Here is a 20450-nt window from a genome sequence, read left to right as displayed (position 1 = left end):
CTCGCTCAATTGATCTTGATGATGCCGCCGGTGAGCGTCATCATCGTCTGTCCCTCATGGGTGCTATCGGGCGATGTTGTTTTGAGCGTGGCCTCCCCCGTAATCGAGACTTTGGTGCCCTTCACGGTAATGCCGCTGGTATTAATAACAATACTATTCCCGCCCACCTTCAATGTAATAGAATCGTCTGACTCATACAAAACAGCGCCGGTAACCTTGATCGTCTGCTTACCTTTGATCGTGATCGTCTCATCGTTTTTAATCAAGACCGCCCGATTTTTGTCAACGGTGAGGCTCTGATCATTCTCAACCTCGGTCACATGGTCCTTTTGCGCATGAACCAGCAACACTTCCGACCCTTTGGTGTCGTCAAACGAAATCTCATTATAATCTGCGGTGCCGCCCTTCTTGGTCGAGCGTGAGCGAAACCCGGATTTATTCTTGTCCGCTTCAGAATAAATCGGCGTATTATTGGAATTGAACAAGGTGCCAATCGCCACCGGCCGGTCAATATCGCCTTCAAGAAAGCTAATCAGCACCTCCATCCCCACCCGGGGAATGAATTGCGCCCCCCAGCCAGCCCCGGCCCAAGGCTGCACCACCCGCACCCAGAATGTGCCGGAGGAGGTGGTCTCATTCAAATGATCCCAGGGAAATTGCACCTTAATCCGTCCAAGCTTGTCGGTGTAAATTTCCTCGCCGGTCTCCCCGATCACCGTCGCTGAATACATCCCCAGCGGCACCGGTTTGGGGTGCGGCACTGGCTTATAATTGGTCTCAGCGGTAAAAGCGGTCAGCCCCGCTTTGATCGTGCTGCCCGACCCGCTGAGTTGATCGCTGTGATCTTCAACTAAAATCGACACGGCGTGGAGCACATACTGGCTGGTGCTCCCGCTGACCGGATCATTTTCCAGCGTGAATTTACTGCCCGCATACAGATCGGGAATATTGGCCGATCCGTGATAAAGCTGTGTGGAGACTTCATGCGCCTGCAATTGCCGGTCGGCCAGCGTATTGGCACCATCCGAGGTCGCCGCCCGGCTCGGCCAATGATAATGCGCGCGCACATCAAGCCCCGCCGCCTTTTTGACCGATGGAACCGAAGCCTTAACCGGCGTTGTGCTGGTCTCAGGGTTGTAATCGCCCGTATCAACATTGCCGTAGGTTGTCGTGTCGGTGCGCGTCCAGCGCTCAAACCCCGTCAGAATGCCCCCCTCATTGGTCATTCCATAGGGCGATGTCGCTGTCGCTTTGAACGCGGTGTTATCGGCACCAATAATCATCGTATGATCTGAGTCGCTATGCTCGAAAAAATAGAAAATTCCATCTTCCGCAAACAGCCGATGAATAAAATCGAGATATGTCTCATTGAACATCGTCGTATAAGCCCGCTTCGGCGGGCTGACGGCGCCGCGAACTTTGTAATTACGAATGCCAAATTTGCTAAAGATACTCTCGACGATATCGAGCGATGATTGATTCTCAAAAAACCGACAATCGCGGGTCTGTTCCAAAAAGGCGATCGTTGGCACAATGGTCAGGCTGTAATCCCAAGTCTCACGCGAATCCGCTGGGAATTGCTGCACATGCGAGACCAGCCCATTCAAAAAACAAACATGAACGCTCGTTTGCACAATCGAAACCGTCACCGGCTTGTGCAACAGTTGATTCTCATCAAGCTTCGCCGTGCCAGATCGCAAAACAATCCGATAACTGAATGGCTGACTAATCTGCCCGCTGCCATTCACCGACATGATGCGAAATTGATCCGGCCCCAGGGGGGTTGTAATATCAAGTAGATCAATAAGAATGGTCATAGCGCGCCTCGCCTGAATAAATACGATTAACTTATCGTTCTAATATCGCGTATCGCGCTTTGATGCTATCCTGCACAGCCCGGATCGATCAATCTTTGCCGGTTTTGTGACGCTGATTGACCCTGCTCAAGGCAGGCGCGAGGGATCGTCTGTCCCAAAATACGAGACGGAGACGATCAAGATTGACGCAATCTCACCTCGCCCCAGCCTCACCATAATCGTTCCTGGCCACCCGCGCCACGCCGTCATTTCCCCGCCGCCGCCGTACCACTGGGCACGATCATCCTGAACATATCAGCGCCCTTGCCATCGCCCACCACGGTCGAGGGCATGGTGCCGTTCCAACGCCGTGCGAAAGTATAAGGAATAATCGTCGGATTTTCCCGCGCCGCTGCGCCAATTTCCGCAATTGACTGCGCTCGGGCCTTGGCGACAATGCCAATCGATTGCGCCTGCGCCGTCGCTTGCAGCACTGTCGCTTGCGCTTCGCCCTTGGCCTGCGCAATCCGCGCCTGCGCTGCGCCCTCGGCGGTGGCAACCACTTGGTCAGCCATATAGCGCTTCTCCAGCACCAAATTCTGCTCTTTCACTGCCTGCGCCTTGGCTTCCACCGCCTCCTCAACTGCACGATCAAAGGCCTTGGTGTAGCGAATACTCCGAATTTGAATATCAATCACATGAATGCCAAATAAACGCTCAAGCGCTTTACTGATCGCAACATTCATCTGCTCATCAATCTGCGCGCGTCTTTCGCTAATATTGATCGTCTTATGCTGCGCAAAAACCCGTAACGCCCGATCCGCAATAATCGGCTCGATGGTTGAGTCAATATCAATATCGCCCGCCTTGCCCACATCATACAACAAATGCAGCACGGCACTGCGCGGCACCTGGTAGGTCAAGGAAACTCCCAAATCCAACAATTGATTGTCCGCCGTGTAAACCTGCACTTGTGGCAAATTGAACCGAGAAATCGAGGTCTGGATCGGATTGACCGTTTCAATAAACGGTAATTTGAAATGCGCGCCCGGCCCCACCGGCTCGCGCACCGCAACCACCCCGAGCCGGGTCACCCCGGCCATTTCCGTCGGCGGAATAATATAAAAACAATCGCTCAACGTAATGACAGCCAGCACAATCAGACCAATCAAAATAATCAATCGCGCCGAATGGCCCGCGCGCGCAGGGCCAGCACCCATCGGCGGTCGCGGTGGCCGGTTGTTAAAAAGATTGGAAATCGGATTCTCAGCCATGGTTCACTCCCTGAGCAACAACGCGTTATCATGCCTTAATCGGCGCACTGATGATAGGTCGTGCCTTGATCGTCAAAACGGTGATTGTTAAAGCCCCAACCGGGCCATTTCAATCACCGGACAACGATCCATCACCACAATCAGCCCCGCCGCCCGCGCCAACGCAGCCGCCTCCTGGTTAATCACGCCAAGCTGCATCCAAATCACCCGTGCGCCCAGCCTAATCGCCTCGCGCACCGGCGCCAAAACCTGATCGCTCGCCCGAAATAAATCCACCATCTCTAACGGTGTGGCTTGATCAAGCCCGGCCACCACGGTCCGGTCATATAATTTTTGCCCCGCCAACCCCGGATTAACCGGCGTCACCGCATAGCCGCGCGCGACCAAAAATCCCAATACCTCATGCGAAGGCCGATCCGGATTGGCCGACGCGCCCACCAGCGCAATCCATTGTGTGGTGGTCAGCACGTGCCTGATCGTCGCATCATCAAGACCATCAACCGCGAGCGGTGGCTCGTGCATTTAATCATCGCTCCTATGGTCTGTATCGGGTCCGTCTTGTAAGTCAGTTCGCATGCGCGCCGCAAGATTACCCATTCTCCTCCTGCTCATCCTCGCCACCCTCGCGGGCTGGTATTGGCCAAACCGGCCCCAGGCGGCCAACATCACCATGCCAGATGCCCGATTTCACTCGGTTTCCTACGCGCCGTTTCGCAACGGCCAATCGCCCTTGACCAAAAATTTCCCCACCGCCGCGCAAGTCGCGCAGGATTTGCACCTCATCGCCCGTCACGCCAACGGCATTCGCACCTATTCCTCGCTCGAAGGCAATTACGATATCGGCGCGCTCGCCAAGCAAGCCGGCCTGAAAGTCTGGGTCGGCATCTGGCTGGGCCCCAACCCGCGTGACAATGCCCGCGAAATGGCCGCCGGCATTGCCCAAGCCAACGCGCATCCCCATACCGATACCCGCGTTGTGGTCGGCAATGAGGTGTTGCTCCGGCGCGATTTATCGCCCCAAGCCTTGATCGCGGATATTGATTACGTCAAAGCGCGCGTTCACCAACCCGTCGCCTATGCAGATGTCGCGAGCTTCTGGTTCCAATTCCCCGAAGTCGCCAAACATGTCGATATCGTGATGATCCATCTCTTGCCCTATTGGCAAAATCATCCGGTCAATGTGAACGCCGCCATCGCGCGGATCGCCCGCACCATCGCCAAAACCAAGAAACTTTTCCCCGGCAAGCGGATTTCGGTGGGGGAAACCGGCTGGCCCAGCCGGGGACGCTGGCGCGGCGATGCGGCCCCCTCGCGCGTCAATGAAGCCATTTTTCTGCGCAAATTCGTCACCTTGGCGGATCGGGATCATATCGATTACAATTTGATCGAGGCGTTCAATCAAAGCTGGAAATACCATGACGAAGGGATTGCCGGCGCCAATTGGGGCATCTGGAATGCCGAGCGCCAGCCGAAATTTCCCCTGGCCGGCCCGGTGGTCGAAATGCCGCACTGGCCGACCGACGCGGGCCTCGCCATCGGCCTTGGCCTGCTGCTCACCCTCAGCGCCGCAATGCGTGATGCGCGCAGCCAGATCAGCGCCTTCGCCCTCGCCAACGCCATCATCTATGCAAGCACCAGCACCTGGCACGTGCTCTATGACAATTCGCTGTTGCTCTGCGCCGCGATCAACCTGCCCGCGCAAATCTTGCTCGCTTGGCTGTTCCTGCGCCGAGGCACGGGCAGGGCAGGGGCCATCCCGGCGGCGCGCACCATCAATCTGCTCCGCGCGAGCCTGTTCGGCCATGCGCCCCTGCGCGCTTGGTGGGCCGATCTATTCGATCATCTCTGGTTTTTATTCCTGATCACGGCCACCATCATGCAAATGATGCTGGTGTTCGACCCGCGCTATCGCGATGCCCCCTTCGCCGTCTTTGCCGTGCCGATCGTGGTTGCGGCATTTCGGCTGTTATCCAGCGATGATCCTGCGATCCGCGATTGGCGCGATGCGCTGCCGAGTGCTTTCTTGGCACTCGGCGCCGTGGCCAGCGCCATCATCGCCGGTTGGCTCAATACCGAATTTATCATCTGGAGCGGCTGCGCGCTGCTGCTCGCGGCCCCTGCCTTGCGCAGCGTCATCGTCACCCTCATCAAGAAAACAGGAGAGAAACATGTCCATTTACGCGCTTGACGGTCTGGCCCCCGAACTTCCCGCCGATGGTAGCGCTTGGGTTGCCCCCAATGCTCAAATTATCGGCAAAATCCGCCTCGGTGTTCAATCCAGCGTCTGGTTCGGCGCGGTCCTGCGCGGTGATAACGAGTTGATTTCGCTCGGCGCGCGCAGCAATATCCAAGAAAATTGCGTGCTGCACACCGATATCGGCTCCCCCCTCACCATCGAGGAGGATTGCACTATCGGCCATTCCGTCACCCTGCATGGCTGCACCATTGGCCGTGGCAGCCTGATCGGCATGGGTGCGATCATTCTGAATGGCGCGGTGATCGGCGAAAACTGCATCGTCGGCGCCCACGCTTTGGTCACCGAGGGCAAGAAATTTCCGCCAAATTCCTTGATCGTCGGCTCACCCGCCGCCGTCAAACGCACCCTGCCGCCCGAATCCGCCGCCCAGCTGCGCCAATCCGCTCTGCACTACGTCAAAAACGCCCAGCGTTTCGCCAAAGGCCTCACCGCAATCGGCTGATCGATCATTCGGTCCCGCCAACGCCACTCGCCATGGCGGCGATCAGCTTTTGCCGCGATGCACCAACAGCGCGAGCGCGTAGGAAGCCGCCGCCGTCCCGAGTAACGCAAGAGCCGGCTGGCGCTTGACGAAGTCAAGAATCGGCTGAGCAAAACCGCCCGCCGATGTCGCCTCGCCCGGCGCATCCACGGCGGATCGCACAGTCTCAGCCGCGCCATGGATTGCGTCTTTGGCCGCGCCATAGGCCTTCTGCGCCTTGCCGGTGACTTGATCAGCCAGCCCTTCGGCCTGCAAATCATCATCACCATTCGCCGACCCTAAACCTTCCTTGATTTTGCCGCCAAAATCCTTGGCCGCACCAGCAATTTCATTATCGTCCATCATCAACTCCTGAATATTCTCTCCAATTCAAAATGGACGCCCGAATTGCCCAAACAAGCGGCACCCCGCGCCTCAAGCGCGATCTCACGTCCCCATACCGCCGGCAAATCACAATAAAAATTAACAAAAACAATCCAATAACCTTTTCGCACCCACAAATTCGGTAGCGGCATTAAAAATGCATAACCTGGAGCCATGATCGATACGATTTGCCTTAAAGTTGACATGATCGCTGAATGCTGGGCATCATAACCAATGCGCCGGGGGGCATGGCGCATCGATCCGTAATTTCCAATAAGGAGACCACAATGGCCGACGGAATGAATGTCAAACTCAAACGTGATGCGGGGATCATTGGCCTGTTATTCGCCAGTCTCGGCGGCATCATCGGCTCAGGCTGGCTGCTCGGGCCACTCACAGCGGCAAAAGTTGCTGGACCCGCCTCATTGATCGCCTGGGCCATCGGCGGCTTCGCGGTGCTGTTGCTCTCCTTTGTTTATGCCGAACTCGCCACCGCATTTCCGCGCGCGGGTGCGGTGATTGCATTCCCAAAATTGTCTCACGGCAATTTGATGGCGACCATGCTCAGCTTCGTGGTGTTCCTCGGCTACGCCTCGGTCGCACCCGCAGAGGCTTCTGCCGTGATCACCTATGCCAGCAACTATATCACGGGCCTGGTTGATAAAGCCGGTGTGCTCACCACCGAAGGCTTCATCGCGTCAGCGGTTCTGCTGGCGATTTTTGCCGTGGTGAACATGCTCGCCATCAAGCTGGTGCTGCTGATCAACAGCACCCTCACTTGGTGGAAATTAGCGATTCCAGCGCTGACCATCATTGTGTTTTTGTTCGCGGGCTTTCACATCAGCAACTTCACCTCGCATGGTTTTGCGCCCTCCGGCGCCTCGGGCATTTTCTCCGCCGTTGCCACGTCGGGCATCGTTTTCTCGTATCTCGGCTTTCGCCAAGCGGTGGAACTCGCCGGTGAATCCTCCAACCCCAAGCGCAATCTGCCCATCGCTATCGTCGGCTCGGTGCTGATCGGGTTGGTCATCTATGCTGGCCTGCAAATCGTCTTTATCGGCGCTGTTTCACCGGCGGATCTGACCAAAGGCTGGGCCAATGTGAATTTCACCGGCGCCTTCGGCCCGTTCGCCGGCCTCGCCTCACTGCTCGGTGTTGGTTGGTTGGCGGTGCTGCTCTATATTGATGCCTTCATCTCGCCCTCAGGCACCGGCATCATTTATTTCACCACCACCTCGCGCGTGCTCTATGCCACCGGCAAGGAAGGGCTGATCGGCGGCAATTTCTTCGCCAAACTCACCAGCGTTGGCGTGCCCGTCGTGGGCGTCATCGTCACCTTCCTGGTCGGGCTGTTGTTCCTCGCACCGTTTCCGTCCTGGCAAGGCATCGTGACCTTCATTTCCTCGGCCACCGTGCTCTCCTACGGCACCGGGCCGGTGGTGTTGTTAACACTGCGTAAAACCATGCCGGAGGGGAAATTCCCGCGCCCGTTCCTGCTTGCGGGCGCACCTGTCATCGCCGGATTCGCCTTCATCATCTCCAATTTCATCATTTTCTGGAGCGGCGCCCATACCGATAATTTCTTGTTCGGCCTGATCGGCGTGTTTGCCGTCCTCTATATCGGCTACGAGGCGATCCTTGGCGTCGGCCTACAAAATCTGCACTGGCGCGGCGCGTGGTGGCTGGCGCCCTATTTCTTCGGCATGTGGCTGCTCACCTATCTCGGCCCGAAAGGCCTGGTGCAAGGCACCGGCACGCTCAACCAAGTCACCGACTCGGCAATCCTGGTCGTGTTCAGCCTGGTGATGCTGTTTGTCGCGATGAATTCCGGCATGATCGATCCGGAAGAAGCCAAAGCAACCATCCTCGCCGGTGAACCCGAAATGTTTGGCGCGGAATAAACCACCCAACCGGGCGGCGGCTGCAATCAACGCGGCTGTCGCCCGACCTTATTCTACTCATCACCAAACGGGAGCGAAAATGTCTCAAAATCACGAAATCCGCGTCATCGCCCATGTCCAAGCCCAACCCGGTGCCGAAGCCACGATTCGCGATGCGCTGATCACCCTGGTCCGCGCCACCCGCGCCGAGCCGGGTTGCCTGTCTTACACGCTGCATGAAGACCCCGCCAAAGCCGGCCAGTTTTACTTCTACGAAGTGTATCGCGATCAAGCGGCGTTGGATCATCATATGCAATCGCCGCATCTCACCGCCGCCTTCGCTGCCGTCGGCCATCTAGTTGCCGCCGCACCGGTCATCACGCCGGTCAAAGAGGTTGCGATTTAATCCGCGTCAGCCGCCCGCGCCGCGTTACCGCGTGGCGCCGGCGGCCTCCAGGGCGCGCAAATAGGCCGCCCACCGATACTCCATCTCCCGCCCCAGCCGGTGCAGATAATCCCAGGAATAAATCCCGGTCGCGTGCCCGTCATCAAAACTAATCCGAATCGCGTAATGCCCGTTCGGCTCAATATGCGTAATGCCAACCTGCTGCTTGCCACTCACCAATTGCCGCTGGTCCGGACTATGCCCCTGCACCTCGGCACTCGGGCTTTCCACCCGTAAATACTCCGCCGGCAGCGCAAACATCGCGCCATCGGCAAAACGGATTTCCAGCACCCGCTCCGCCCGCTTGAGCCGAATTTCGGTCGGTTCCGGTGCATCGCTCATGTGTCGAGCTTTCGCGCCTCATCAACCAGCATGATCGGAATGCCATCGCGCACCGGAAACGCCAGCCCCGCACGCTCGCTGATCAATTCCCCCGCCGCCCGATCATAGATCAACGGCCCCTTGGTCAGCGGGCAAACCAGCAATTCCAACAATTTCGGATCGATCGGCGCAGTCTCGGTCATGCGCATTCCCAATAAGAGAAAGATGGCGCACCCGAAGAGACTCGAACTCCTAACCCCCAGATTCGTAGTCTGGTGCTCTATCCAATTGAGCTACGGGTGCGCGATGTCGGATCGACTAGCCGATACCGTCGCACTCGGCAAGACCCACCCGATTGCCATCAGCCATGGCGTGCGCCCGCTTGACCTGCCCCGCTTGACCCGCCCCGCCCCGCTTGACCTGCCCCGCATCGCGTTTCGCAAGCCATGCATAAATGACGCTGGTTGATCATGCCTCAAAACGCGTAATTTTAGCCCGAAAAAGTCTTCCCATCCCGCCAAAGGAGACGAAAATGTCCATAAAGCCGCTCAGCGCCGCCCTCGCGATCATGGCCGCGATCACTATCGCCCCCAAACCAGCCCTGGCCCTAGTCCCCAGCCCCACAGTCATTGACGCACCGGGCCTCCCCGCCACCTGCGCCACCACCACCTATCAAGACCACGGCACCGTCGCATTCCCCGCCTTCTGCGAAAATGTCGAGCGCGCCTTGCTGAGCAACGGCCCGTTCAAGGCCGCCTTGCAGCACGCCCGCCGGGTCAACGCGGTGATTTCCTTTGCCGCCCTGCCCAATGGTCGCATTTTCGCCACCTTGCTGGACCGCTCATCCGGCAATGTGCTGATCGATCGCTCGCTTCTCTCGTCGCTCCAGGGCGTGCGCGCCCCGGCAACCGGCAGCCACCCGCTAATTTTCGCCATGCCCATTATGCTGCGCGCGGTTGATAATTCCCCCGCCGTCACCTTCCACGTGATCGTCAAATAACCCGACTATCGAAGCAGATAAACCGCAAATAACGCCTCATCGTCGCTCCAAACCTGCGCGGTGCGCCAACCCGCTCGGCTGGCCAGCGCCTGGAATCGCGGCACCGCATATTTGTGACTATTCTCGGTGTGAATCGTCTCGCCCGCCGCAAAAGCAATTGCCTGTCCCGCCACCATCACCGTCTGCGCGATCAAACTGCGCAAATGCATCTCGATCCGATGCTGCCCAGCATTCCACACCACCTGATGCGCAAATCGCTCCAGCACGAAATCAGCCTTGGCTTCCCGGTTCAACCGCGTCAGCATATTCAAATTAAACCGCGCGGTCACACCAGCCGCATCATCATAGGCTGGGATTAACCGCGTCGGTGATTTTTCCAAATCAACCCCAATCACCAGCGCGCCGCCTGCGCCCAAATCCATCCGCGCCCGGCGCAAAAACGCCAAAGCCGCCTCTGGGTCCAAATTGCCAATCGTCGACCCCGGAAAAAACCCAACACGCGGCTCGCCCACCGCACGCGGGATCACCAAAGGCTGCATGAAATCGGCCATCATCGGCTCAACCGCTAAGGTCGGATGGCTCCGCGCCATACGCGCCCGTAAATCAGCCAAAGCGCCACCGGCAATATCGATCGGCACGTAAAGCCGAGGCGCCAACGCCGCGATCAAAATGGCCCCCTTCGCCTCATCGCTCGCGCCATACTCGATCAAGGCCGAGCGTGCAGGCAGCAACGAGGCCAAATCCGGTGCGATGCGCCGCAAAATCGCGGTCTCGGTTCGCGTCAGATAATATTCCGGCAACGCGGTGATCGCGCCGAACAAAGCGCAGCCCGCCTCATCATAAAACAGCTTCGGCGGCAAGGTTTTCGGCATCGCCGTCAGCCCCGCCAACACCTCATCAACCAAGCCCCGATCCGCAGCGCCAACATCGCGCACCCGCCGTGCCAAATCCATGCTCAGCAATCCCGCGCCAGCCGCAATCCCGAAAACTGCCAGCGTTTTTCAGGATGAAAGAAATTCCGATAGCTCGCCCGCTTATGCCCCACCGGCGTCGCCGCCGAAGAGCCGCGCAGCACCATCTGATTAATCATGAATTTGCCATTATACTCACCAATCGCCCCCGCGACCGGCCGGAAGCCCGGATAAGGCCGATACGCGCTCTCGGTCCATTGCCAGACCACCCCGGTCATCGCCGCCAAGCGTGGATCGCCATAAGCCGCCTCCCATTCCGCCTCCGTCGGCAGCCGCGCCCCCGCCCAGCGGGCCAACGCATCCGCCTCATACCATGATAGATGAACGAGCGGCGCCTGCGGGTCGATCGGCGCTGACCCGCCCGGCCCGAAACCCCAATATTGATCGTCCAATTGCCGCCAATAAAGCGGCGCCGTCCAGCCTTGCGCCTGCACCTGCGCCCAGCCATCGGCCATCCATAATGTCGGCGTCTGATAACCACCATCAGCGATGAAATCGAGCATGGTCGCGCAGGGCACTAAATGATCCGCGAGCGCATAGGGCGCTAACCAAACCCAATGGCGCGGCCCCTCATTATCGAAATGAAAATTTTCACCGCTATAGCCAATCTCAACCAAGCCACCGGCAAATTCCACCCAACCCGGCGGATCACGCCGCGCCTGCACCGGTAGCCCCCAGCCCGGTATCGCCGCCGGCAGCAGCGGGTTCTGCGCAAAAGCATGGGTGATATCGGTAATCATCAATTCCTGATGTTGCTGCTCATGGTTCAGGCCCAACACCACTAAATCGGCCAGATCAGCCACATCATCCAGATCAGCTAGGGCCTCGGTCAGCACATCGCGCATCGCACCATTCACATGCGCACGGTAATCACTCACCTGCGCCGCACTCGGTCGGGTAATCATGCCGCGCGCCACCCGCGCATGGCGTGGCCCGACCGCCTCGTAATAGGAATTGAACAAAAACCCGAAATCCGGATCGAATATTTGATAATCAGGCCGGGCCGTCCGCAGCACAAATTGCTCGAAAAACCACGTCGTATGCGCCAAATGCCACTTGATCGGGCTTGCATCCGGCATCGATTGCACCGCCTGATCCTCGGCGCTGAGCAAAGCGGCCAACGATTCACTGTGCTGCCGCACGGCATCAAAGTGGTGCAGCAATGAAGCATTCACCGCCGCATCGCTCGCCGCATCACCGGTCACCATCGCGTCCATGCCATCAAACCCCTTTACCCCTCAGCCTTATAATAAGCTGCGGGCCGGGAATGTCAGCACCTTGTCATCAATTCAGTCGTTACGGTTTAATGTACGAAAAACCATGCTGCTCAAGCTGCACAATGCGGATCACCCCAGCCGGCACAATCACCGGCTGTGGCAACAAGACCGGCATATGGCCCAATTTCCGCGCCATCGCTTCCATCGTATTATGACAGGCATCGAACTCCACACCCTCGGCTGCCATCGATTCAATCCGCTTGGCATCCGGGCTGTGTGCCAGCAACATCTTCAAGCCCGGACCAAACCCCACCACGATGATCTGGATTTTATCGCTGCCCATATCATCGAGCATGTTCTGCACATTATTCAGCGCCAACCCCCAGCGCTGCGGATTATCCTGATCAACCTGGATCACCACATGCGCCTTCGCAAACGGGTGCGGCTGCAAATAGCTCGGCTCATCAAACTTAAAGCTCTTCATCATCGATGGATTAGCATGGGCCAGCCCCGCCCACCCCAACGCCATGCAAGCTAGTCCCAAAGCGCGTATCTTTTTCATGGTTCGCTCCCCTTTTTTATAGCCAGCTCGAAACATATCGAGATTTTTACGCCGATGCAAAGCAGCTCGGCGCCCGCGCCAATGGCGAGATCGCAAAATTCACGGTAGGCGGCGATGATGAGCGAGGCGCCCAAAATACCCAACCCCCCCAATTCAGCGCTGCGCAATGCCGTGCTGCTCGCCGGTATCTTGCTGATCGCGGTGAATTTGCGCCCCGCCATCGCTTCGGTCTCCCCGGTGCTCGGCACCGTGCGCATAGCTCTCGGCCTCAGCGCCTATGGCGAAACCGCCCTCGCGACGATTCCGGTTTTTTGCTTCGCCGCCCTGGCCCCCCTGGCCCTGCCGCTGCAACGCCGCCTCGGCGTTGAACGCACCACCCAGCTCTTGCTAATCGCCCTGGTCGCGGGCTTGGCACTGCGTCTGCTCGGTGATGCGCCAGCACTTTATCTCGGCACCGCGCTCGCCACCGCGTCCATCGCCATCGGCAATGTCTTGCTCCCTGCCATCGTCAAGCGCGATTTTCCGCACCGCGTCGGGTTGATCACCGGGCTCTACGTCACCGCGCTGAACGCCGCCGCCGCCCTCGCATCGGCCATCGCCGTGCCGCTGGCCAGCAATCTCGGCTGGCGCGGCGCGCTCGGCTTCTGGCTGATCCCCGCGATCATCGCCGCCTTGGTCTGGCTGCCGCAATTGAGCCATGGCGCGCATCACCTCAAGCTCGCCCATCGCTCCGGCGCGTTTCGCCAATTGATCCGCCAACAGCTCGCCTGGCAAATCGCCCTGTTCATGGGCATGCAATCACTGGGCTTTTACTCCATCCTCTCTTGGCTGCCGAGCATTCTGCGCGCCCATGGCATCAACCCCGCCCTCGCCGGGCTGATGCTGTCCTCCACCATGCTGATCGCCATTCCGGTCTCGCTGCTCACCCCGGCCATCGCCGCCCGCCGCCCCGATCAGCGCGGCTTTCTGCTCGGCGTGCTCGCCCTCTGCGCCCTTGGCTATGGCATGATCTTGTTGGCCCCGCGCGCGCTCGGCTGGCCGGCCATGCTGTGCATCGGCGCCGGCCAAGGCGCGGCCTTTCCGCTCGCCCTCACCTTGATCGTGCTGCGCAGCAGAGACGGCACCACCGCCATGGGCGTCTCAGCCTTCTCGCAAGCCATGGGCTACGCCATCTCGATCGCCGGCCCGCTCGGCATGGGGGCGATTCACGCTGCAACCGGCCATTGGCAGCCCGCACTGCTATTCCTAATCGCCACATTAATCCCAGCCCTCTGGAGCGGCCTCGGTGCCGCCAGCAACCGAACACTCAGCCTGTAGATCAATATTGGTTTAGGTCTCGCCCGCCGGATCAATCCGCGCCAATTCCATGCCGGCCTCAATCAAGTCACCCACCGCGCCATCAACCAGCGCGACCACCCCATCCGCCGGTGCAACAATGCGCATCTGCACCTTCATCGCCTCGAGCAAAAACAACACATCGCCCTTGCGCACCTGATCTCCCATCGCAATCGCCACGCTCAAAATTTTGCCCGGCATCGGTGCGCGCACGGATCGGTCCTGCGCCGTCTCGCCGGCAGCGCTCGCATAGGGATCAATCAATGTCAGCGCGCTGCGCACCCCCGCCTCATGCACGATCAGCTCATCGCCCAACCGCACCACACTCACCGGCCCGGTCTGCCCCTGTAGGGTCAGCGCAAACCGCCCCTCCGCCAGCGGTGCCGTCATCACCGGATAAACCTGCCCCTCAAATTCAAGATCAAACCGCGCCGCATCATGCAGATAAACCCGCAACGCATAGCGCTCAGCACCTGCTCGCAGCGCAAAATCCTGATACCCGGAGCCATTCAGCCGCCAAGCCGTCGTCAGCCCCCAAGGCGAGTCCGGATCGGCTGTGTCCACCGGCCCGGCATGCCCCGCCGCCAAATCCGCCAAATACCGCGCCGCCGCCGCCGCCAACACCCTTAGCGCGGCGGGCGCATCAGGCGCCAACAACACGGCCTCATGACGGCTGATAAAGCCGGTATCCAACTGCGCCTGCGCAAATTCCGGCAAGCGCGCAATCCGGCGCAGCAGCGTCAAATTGCTGCGCACGCCTTCAATCTCGGTTTCAGCCAGCGCTTGCGTGAGCATCCGCACGGCGGCGGCGCGGTCCGGCCCATGCACAATCAGCTTCGCCAACATCGGATCATAGTGAATGCTCACCGCATCGCCCGCGCGCACGCCACTATCGATCCGCGCCTGTGCGGGCCAGCGCAAATGCTGAATAACCCCGGTCGAGGGCGCAAAATCCTGTGCTGGGTCTTCGGCATAAAGCCGCACCTCAATCGCATGACCCTCAATCCGCACATCATCCTGGCGGCAGGGCAGGGGCTCACCCGCCGCCACCCGGAATTGCCATTCCACCAAATCCAGCCCGGTAATCGCCTCCGTCACCGGATGCTCAACCTGCAGGCGGGTATTCATTTCCATGAAATAGAACGCATCGTCCTCGACAATGAATTCCACCGTGCCCGCGCCCACATAGCCAATCGCGCGCGCCGCCGCACACGCCGCCTCACCCATCGCGCGTCGGCGCGCCAAGGTCATGAACGGGGCAGGGGCCTCCTCAATAATTTTCTGATGCCGCCGCTGGATCGAGCAATCGCGCTCGAACAGCGAAATCACATTGCCCTGCCGGTCGGCAAAAACCTGGATCTCGATATGCCGGGGCCGCGTCAAATAGCGTTCGATCAACACACGCTCATCGCCAAACGCCGCTAACGCCTCGCCCTTCGCCAGCGCCAGCGCTTGGGCAAAATCCGCCGCCCGCTCGACGATGCGCATCCCCTTGCCGCCACCCCCCGCCGAGGCTTTGATCAACACCGGATAGCCAATCCGTGCGGCCTCGCCCTCTAACAAATCAGGCGCCTGATCGGCACCATGATAACCAGGCACCAGCGGCACGCCCGATTGTTGCATCAAAGCCTTGGCTGCAGCCTTTGAGCCCATCGCGCGGATCGCAGCGCCCGGCGGGCCAATAAACACCAGCCCCGCTGCGGCACAGGCCTCGGCAAATTCGGCATTTTCACTGAGAAATCCGTAACCGGGATGCACCGCATCCGCCCCCGCCTTCAGCGCTTGCGCGATAATCCGCGCGCCATCCAAATAACTCTCACGGGCGGGTGCCGCGCCAATCAAATAGGCCGCATCCGCCTCTTGCACATGCGCAGCCCCCGCATCGGCCTCGGAATACACCGCAATACAGCCAATCCCCAATTGGCGCGCCGTGCGCATCACCCGTCTGGCGATCTCACCACGATTGGCCACTAACACCGAGCGGATCGGGGTAATCGTCATGCGGACCTCCAAGACGGCGCCCGCCGCTCCAAAAATGCAGCAATCCCCTCACGCCCCTCAACCGAAGCCCGCTGCTCGGCAATCAATCGCTGGGTCTCAGCCACCAACCCATGATCGATGGATCGGCCCGCCACGGTGCGGATCAACGCCTTGGACGCCGCCTGCGCGCCCGGACCGCCTTGCCTCAAGCTCTCCAGTATCGCCTCGGCGGCCAAATCCAAAGCCTCCGCCTCGATCACCCGATGCACCAAGCCCAAAGCGTGCGCCGTCGCCGCGTCAAAAATTTCTGCGGTCAGAAAATAACGCCGCGCCGCCCGCGCGCCAATCGCTGCCACCGCATACGGGCTGATCACCGCCGGGATCAGCCCCAATTTCACTTCCGAGAAGCAAAATTTTGCGCTGGTCGCCGCAATCGCAATATCGCAACACGCCACCAATCCCACGCCGCCACCAAACGCGGAGCCTTGCACCAACGCCAAAGTCGGGATCGGTAATTGATCAAGCCGGTGCATCAATGTTGCCAATCCACCAGCGTCAGCAACGTTCTGCTCCATCGAATAGCTGGCCATCCGGCGCATCCATTCCAAATCAGCACCCGCCGAAAAACTTTTCCCCGCCGCGCGCAGCACCAAAGCCCGCAATGACGGGTCCGCCGTCACGCGCACCAAATGGTCGTTGAACTGCGCAATCATGGCATCATCGAACGCATTATGCACCGCCGGGCGGTTCAGCGTGATGGTGGCAATCGCCTGCTCGATCGTCAGTATCACAGCATCATTCATCGCATCACATCCGAAACAAGCCAAAGCGCGTCGGCTCCGGCGGTGCATTCATCGCTGCTGACAAGCCCAAGGCGAGCACCATGCGCGTATCGGCAGGATCAATCACCCCATCATCCCAAAGCCGCGCGCTGGCATAATAAGGCTCACCCTGCGCCTCATATTGCGCTTCAATCGGCGCGCGAAATGCGGCTTCCGCAGCCAGATCCCACTGCCCGCCCTTCGCCTCGATATTATCGCGCCGCACCTGCGCTAACACTGAGGCCGCCTGCACCCCGCCCATCACCGAAATCCGGGCATTCGGCCACATCCATAAAAACCGTGGATCATAAGCCCGCCCGCACATGCCATAATTCCCCGCCCCGAACGATCCGCCGATAATTACGGTAAATTTCGGCACGCTCGCCGTCGCCACCGCCGTGACCAACTTCGCCCCATCTTTGGCAATACCGCCGACTTCATATTTCCGCCCCACCATAAACCCAGTGATATTCTGCAAAAACACCAATGGAATTTGCCGCTGGGCGCAAAGCTCAATGAAATGCGCGCCTTTCAGGGCCGATTCGGAAAACAACACGCCGTTATTTGCAATAATCCCTACCGGATAGCCCCAAATCCGGGTAAAGCCCGTCACTAACGTCGTGCCATAGCGCGGCTTGAACTCCTCCAGCGCACTGTCATCGACGATGCGGGCAATCACCTCACGCACATCAAACGGCGTGCTCAAACGCTCAGGCACAATGCCATATAAGTCCGCCGGATCATAAAGCGGCGGGCGGGGCGCTTGGCGATCGGGTATTGGATATTTCGCCAGGTTCAACCCACTAACAATCCGCCGCGCCAGCCCCAGCGCATGGGCATCATTCTCCGCGAAATGATCGGCCACGCCGGAAATGCGGGTATGCACATCAGCACCGCCCAATTCCTCCGCCGTAACAATTTCGCCGGTTGCAGCCTTCACCAAAGGCGGGCCGCCCAGAAAAATCGTGCCCTGCTCGCGCACAATAATGCTTTGGTCCGCCATCGCCGGCACATAAGCGCCCCCCGCCGTGCAGGAGCCCATCACCACCGCGATTTGCGCAATCCCCGCCGCCGACATCGTCGCCTGATTGTAAAATATCCGGCCAAAATGCTCACGATCCGGAAACACCTCATCCTGATTGGGCAAGTTCGCTCCGCCCGAATCCACCAAATAAATGCACGGCAACCGATTTTGCGCGGCCACCGCTTGTGCGCGCAGATGTTTTTTCACCGTCAACGGAAAATAGGTCCCGCCCTTCACCGTCGCATCATTCGCAACGATCACGCATTCGCGCCCCGCCACCCGGCCAATCCCGGTGATAATCCCCGCCGCCGGCACCTCGCCGCCATATAATCCATGCGCCGCCAACTGCGAAAATTCCAAAAATGGCGAGGCCGGGTCAATCAAGCTGCGAATCCGGTCACGCGGCAGCAATTTACCGCGCGCCAAATGTTTCTCACGCGCCACCGCCCCGCCGCCCTGGCGGATCTGCTCAACCGTTGTGCGCAAACGCTCGACCAAGTCGGTCATCGAAGCCAAATTGGCGCGAAATTCCGCACTGCGTCGGTCAATCGAGGTCGGGATCACGGTCATGGTTCTGAACACCGCCTCGCTGTTTTTTTGCTCATAGTTATTTTATTGCGCGGATCGCCGCCGCCGACAAGAGCACCAACGCCAGGCCAACGCCAGCAGCACCGGCGGCCCGTCCAGCCCATAGCGCCGTGCCAAGCGCCGTGGTTCCAACACCAGCCGCCACAGCCATTCTAAGGCCCATCGGCGCATCCAAACCGGCGCCCGCCGGATGCGCCCGGCGGCAAATAAAGGTGCTGCCCCCACGCATAATCCAAGCCCGGTCGCATCGCCCGCCTGCCAAACCGCGTGGGCCAATCGCTCTTGCCGGGGTGAACCAATCGCCAGCAGCACCAAGGCCGCACCGCTTGCCCGCACCGTATCGCGCGCCCGCGCAAACGCCACCGGATCATCATCTAGCCCCATCGGCGGTGCATGATGCGCAATCACCAACCCGCCAAACCGCGCTGCGAGCGCCGCCGCATCCGCAGCGTCCAGCCCCACCAGCAACACGCGTGAACCGGCGGGCAGCCCTTCCAACACATCGCGCGTCAAATCCGCCCCGGTCACCACCGGCAGCGCCCCCTGGCCGCAGAACCGCGCCAGCCTGGCAATCACCTGCGAATCGAGCAAACACAGCCACGCCGCCCGATAAATGGCCCGCAACGCCGGATCGCGCCGCAGCCGCGCCAAATGATCGGTATTCGGCGTCACCACAAACTCAAATCGCGCCGCCGGATCACGCGCCAAACACTGCGTCACCGCCTGATCAAGCCCGATAGCGGCAAAACTCACCCCAAACGCATCGATGGTCATGGTGCCACCCGCAGCGCCAGCACCGCACGAAATTCGCGCGGCGCCAGCCCCGGCACGTCGCGGCGCCATCGCTCGCTCACATGCGGTGCCACCGTCACCATCCGCCCGATTCGCCAGCGCACGGCCAACCGCACCGCCCATTCGCGGGCAACGCCCCCCGGCACTACCGCCTGGGTGCCATGCAGCCGCGCCGCCACCACCACATGCCGGTCAACCCCAAGCGCTGCCGCCAAACCAGCCCGCTCGATCGGATGCCCCGGCAGGCTCAGCCCCGGATTGCCGGTATCGGTGCGGCTGAGCGATACCCCAACGGCACTGAGCCGATCCGGCATCCACCCCATCGCCAGCACAAAAACCGGCACCACCCCGCCGGTCGGCGATACCCCCTCCCCACGCTCCCTCACCACGCGCACCTGCGCCCCGCCCACCAAGGCCCGCAGCGTGAAAATCGCATCGCGTGGCGTCGCCACACCCGCTTGCAGCGCCAGCGCCCGGGTCGTGCCATAGGGCGCGCCCACCAACACCCCGGCATAGTTCGTGCGTCGCCCATCGAGTTGTACCACCCAGCGCAGCGGTGCATGCCGCGTGGTGATCGCCTGCAGCCGCCCCTGTACCGAGGTCGCGTCGCGAAATCCCGGTGCCGCACCGTGCGCGCTGATCTGGCTGTGCGTGGCCCCCACCCCGCCCTTGAGCGTCACCACCCCGAATTGATGCCGCCACGCCGCCCGCACCGCGCGCAGCTGCACCCGAAATGGCAGAGCGCTGCCCGCGCCATCGCCCGCCGCGAGCCCCAGCGCATCTTCTTGCAGCGCCGCGCGCGCAACCCCCACATCCAGCCGATCCGGGCCGATTTGCACCCGCCAGCCCAGCGCCGCCGTCACATTGGTGGTATCTTGCTGCGGCGCGCGCGCATAACGCTCGGCATTGAGGCGCACCACCCCGGCAATCCCGATAATCGGGTCAATCAGCCGCAATTGCGGCGTGACCGCCACAAGCGGCGATCCCGGTCCATCCAAGCCCGACGCCGCCAGCCCGGAAGCGCGATCATACCCCGCGCCCAGATCAATCGAGGGTAGAATCTCCAACGATTGCACCGAAAACCCCAAAGGCTGTGCCATTGCCCGCCGTGCGGTAATCCGCGCCAATCCCGGCGCCACCTGAAAACCTGGAATATCGCCCGGCAGCGCCGAGTCCAGCACCTGCCCAAGCGCCCAGCCGCCGCACGCCCAGCTTCCGCATGCCAGCATTCCCATCAGCGTAACCAGCGACAAAAGGCGGCGTCGGGACAAATTTCTATTCCAACGGGCTGAAACTTCCATTACACAACCAGTAATTGCATACTTCCGTCAACCGGTGAATAA

General features: G+C 60.1%; 22 protein-coding genes and 1 tRNA gene. 7 read left to right on the top strand and 16 right to left on the bottom strand.

All coding sequences use genetic code 11. The annotated features are described in order from the left end of the window. Positions 1-5: 5 nt before the first annotated feature. The 3 genes from ACYUCQ_RS11080 to ACYUCQ_RS11070 form a co-directional block, all read right to left on the bottom strand. Positions 6-1817 (bottom strand): type VI secretion system Vgr family protein, encoded by a 1812-nt coding sequence (locus ACYUCQ_RS11080; RefSeq protein ID WP_460254587.1) that lies wholly within the window; start codon positions 1815-1817, stop codon positions 6-8. A 245-nt stretch (positions 1818-2062) separates the two neighbouring features. Beyond that, positions 2063-3070 carry an SPFH domain-containing protein gene (locus tag ACYUCQ_RS11075; RefSeq protein ID WP_460254586.1) on the bottom strand — a complete coding sequence of 336 codons (1008 nt, stop codon included), beginning with the start codon at positions 3068-3070 and terminating at the stop codon, positions 2063-2065. A gap of 87 nt (positions 3071-3157) precedes the next feature. Beyond that, positions 3158-3592, bottom strand: a complete 435-nt coding sequence (locus ACYUCQ_RS11070; RefSeq protein ID WP_460254585.1) for a CoA-binding protein — start codon at positions 3590-3592, stop codon at positions 3158-3160. Positions 3593-3644: 52 nt separating this feature from the next. Between ACYUCQ_RS11070 and ACYUCQ_RS11065 the strand changes: the two genes are divergently transcribed. Together ACYUCQ_RS11065 and ACYUCQ_RS11060 are read left to right on the top strand one after the other, a co-directional pair. Then, complete coding sequence (locus ACYUCQ_RS11065; RefSeq protein WP_460254584.1) at positions 3645-5258, top strand: glycoside hydrolase family 17 protein; 1614 nt, start codon at positions 3645-3647, stop codon at positions 5256-5258. Then, complete coding sequence (locus ACYUCQ_RS11060) at positions 5239-5769, top strand: gamma carbonic anhydrase family protein (protein ID WP_460254583.1); 531 nt, start codon at positions 5239-5241, stop codon at positions 5767-5769. The genes ACYUCQ_RS11065 and ACYUCQ_RS11060 overlap by 20 nt, the downstream gene beginning before the upstream one ends. A 42-nt stretch (positions 5770-5811) precedes the next feature. Here the strand turns inward: ACYUCQ_RS11060 and ACYUCQ_RS11055 are convergent, their stop codons facing one another. After that, on the bottom strand, positions 5812-6150 hold the full coding sequence (locus ACYUCQ_RS11055; RefSeq protein ID WP_460254582.1) for a CsbD family protein: 339 nt from the start codon (positions 6148-6150) through the stop codon (positions 5812-5814). A gap of 2 nt (positions 6151-6152) precedes the next feature. Beyond that, positions 6153-6428 carry a hypothetical protein gene (locus ACYUCQ_RS11050; RefSeq protein ID WP_460254581.1) on the bottom strand — a complete coding sequence of 92 codons (276 nt, stop codon included), beginning with the start codon at positions 6426-6428 and terminating at the stop codon, positions 6153-6155. Between the two features lie 30 nt (positions 6429-6458). Here ACYUCQ_RS11050 and ACYUCQ_RS11045 point away from each other — a divergent pair, with 30 nt between their 5' ends. Continuing rightward, on the top strand, positions 6459-8072 hold the full coding sequence (locus ACYUCQ_RS11045; protein WP_460254580.1) for an APC family permease: 1614 nt from the start codon (positions 6459-6461) through the stop codon (positions 8070-8072). Between the two features lie 79 nt (positions 8073-8151). Beyond that, the gene (locus ACYUCQ_RS11040; RefSeq protein WP_460254579.1) at positions 8152-8457 is read left to right on the top strand and encodes a putative quinol monooxygenase; all 306 of its coding nucleotides are present in this window, start codon (positions 8152-8154) and stop codon (positions 8455-8457) included. Between the two features lie 24 nt (positions 8458-8481). On the opposite strand, the gene ACYUCQ_RS11035 is transcribed toward ACYUCQ_RS11040, so the two are convergent. The 3 genes from ACYUCQ_RS11035 to ACYUCQ_RS11025 form a co-directional block, all read right to left on the bottom strand. Further along, the gene (locus ACYUCQ_RS11035) at positions 8482-8838 is read right to left on the bottom strand and encodes a gamma-butyrobetaine hydroxylase family protein (protein WP_460254578.1); all 357 of its coding nucleotides are present in this window, start codon (positions 8836-8838) and stop codon (positions 8482-8484) included. Further along, positions 8835-9020 (bottom strand): Trm112 family protein, encoded by a 186-nt coding sequence (locus tag ACYUCQ_RS11030; protein ID WP_460254577.1) that lies wholly within the window; start codon positions 9018-9020, stop codon positions 8835-8837. Before ACYUCQ_RS11030 ends, ACYUCQ_RS11035 begins: the two co-directional genes overlap by 4 nt. A gap of 23 nt (positions 9021-9043) precedes the next feature. After that, positions 9044-9120 (bottom strand) — tRNA-Arg (locus tag ACYUCQ_RS11025). Positions 9121-9123: 3 nt separating this feature from the next. Here ACYUCQ_RS11025 and ACYUCQ_RS11020 point away from each other — a divergent pair. Together ACYUCQ_RS11020 and ACYUCQ_RS11015 are read left to right on the top strand one after the other, a co-directional pair. Further along, on the top strand, positions 9124-9285 hold the full coding sequence (locus ACYUCQ_RS11020) for a hypothetical protein (protein ID WP_460254576.1): 162 nt from the start codon (positions 9124-9126) through the stop codon (positions 9283-9285). A gap of 64 nt (positions 9286-9349) precedes the next feature. After that, positions 9350-9817: a hypothetical protein gene (locus ACYUCQ_RS11015; protein WP_460254575.1), complete on the top strand. Its 468-nt coding sequence runs from the start codon at positions 9350-9352 to the stop codon at positions 9815-9817. 5 nt (positions 9818-9822) lie between these two features. Here ACYUCQ_RS11015 and egtD read toward each other — a convergent pair whose 3' ends face one another. From egtD to ACYUCQ_RS11000, 3 genes are all read right to left on the bottom strand, one after another. Next, complete coding sequence (gene egtD, locus ACYUCQ_RS11010; protein WP_460254574.1) at positions 9823-10770, bottom strand: L-histidine N(alpha)-methyltransferase; 948 nt, start codon at positions 10768-10770, stop codon at positions 9823-9825. A 2-nt stretch (positions 10771-10772) separates the two neighbouring features. Next, complete coding sequence (egtB, locus tag ACYUCQ_RS11005; RefSeq protein ID WP_460254573.1) at positions 10773-12005, bottom strand: ergothioneine biosynthesis protein EgtB; 1233 nt, start codon at positions 12003-12005, stop codon at positions 10773-10775. Positions 12006-12084: 79 nt separating this feature from the next. Beyond that, the gene (locus tag ACYUCQ_RS11000; RefSeq protein WP_460254572.1) at positions 12085-12567 is read right to left on the bottom strand and encodes a DsrE family protein; all 483 of its coding nucleotides are present in this window, start codon (positions 12565-12567) and stop codon (positions 12085-12087) included. 117 nt (positions 12568-12684) lie between these two features. Here ACYUCQ_RS11000 and ACYUCQ_RS10995 point away from each other — a divergent pair, with 117 nt between their 5' ends. Then, positions 12685-13884 carry a CynX/NimT family MFS transporter gene (locus ACYUCQ_RS10995; RefSeq protein WP_460254571.1) on the top strand — a complete coding sequence of 400 codons (1200 nt, stop codon included), beginning with the start codon at positions 12685-12687 and terminating at the stop codon, positions 13882-13884. 12 nt (positions 13885-13896) lie between these two features. Here the strand turns inward: ACYUCQ_RS10995 and ACYUCQ_RS10990 are convergent, their stop codons facing one another. From ACYUCQ_RS10990 to ACYUCQ_RS10970, 5 genes are read right to left on the bottom strand one after another with little or no spacing between them, the layout of a single operon-like run. Then, positions 13897-15903 carry an ATP-binding protein gene (locus ACYUCQ_RS10990; RefSeq protein WP_460254570.1) on the bottom strand — a complete coding sequence of 669 codons (2007 nt, stop codon included), beginning with the start codon at positions 15901-15903 and terminating at the stop codon, positions 13897-13899. Beyond that, the gene (locus ACYUCQ_RS10985) at positions 15900-16685 is read right to left on the bottom strand and encodes an enoyl-CoA hydratase-related protein (RefSeq protein ID WP_460254569.1); all 786 of its coding nucleotides are present in this window, start codon (positions 16683-16685) and stop codon (positions 15900-15902) included. The genes ACYUCQ_RS10990 and ACYUCQ_RS10985 overlap by 4 nt, the downstream gene beginning before the upstream one ends. Positions 16686-16689: 4 nt before the next feature. Then, a complete protein-coding gene (locus ACYUCQ_RS10980; protein ID WP_460254568.1) occupies positions 16690-18297 on the bottom strand; it encodes a carboxyl transferase domain-containing protein in 1608 nt (535 codons plus the stop codon). A gap of 42 nt (positions 18298-18339) precedes the next feature. Beyond that, positions 18340-19158, bottom strand: a complete 819-nt coding sequence (locus tag ACYUCQ_RS10975) for a WecB/TagA/CpsF family glycosyltransferase (protein WP_460254567.1) — start codon at positions 19156-19158, stop codon at positions 18340-18342. Continuing rightward, entirely contained in the window at positions 19086-20342 is a 1257-nt protein-coding gene (locus ACYUCQ_RS10970; protein WP_460254566.1) for a hypothetical protein, read from the bottom strand. The genes ACYUCQ_RS10975 and ACYUCQ_RS10970 overlap by 73 nt, the downstream gene beginning before the upstream one ends. Positions 20343-20450 lie beyond the last annotated feature (108 nt).

This window comes from Acidiphilium sp. MT5, from assembly GCF_054767495.1.
Note: the sequence above shows the minus strand (reverse complement) of the source record. Positions and strands in the feature narration are given on the sequence as shown.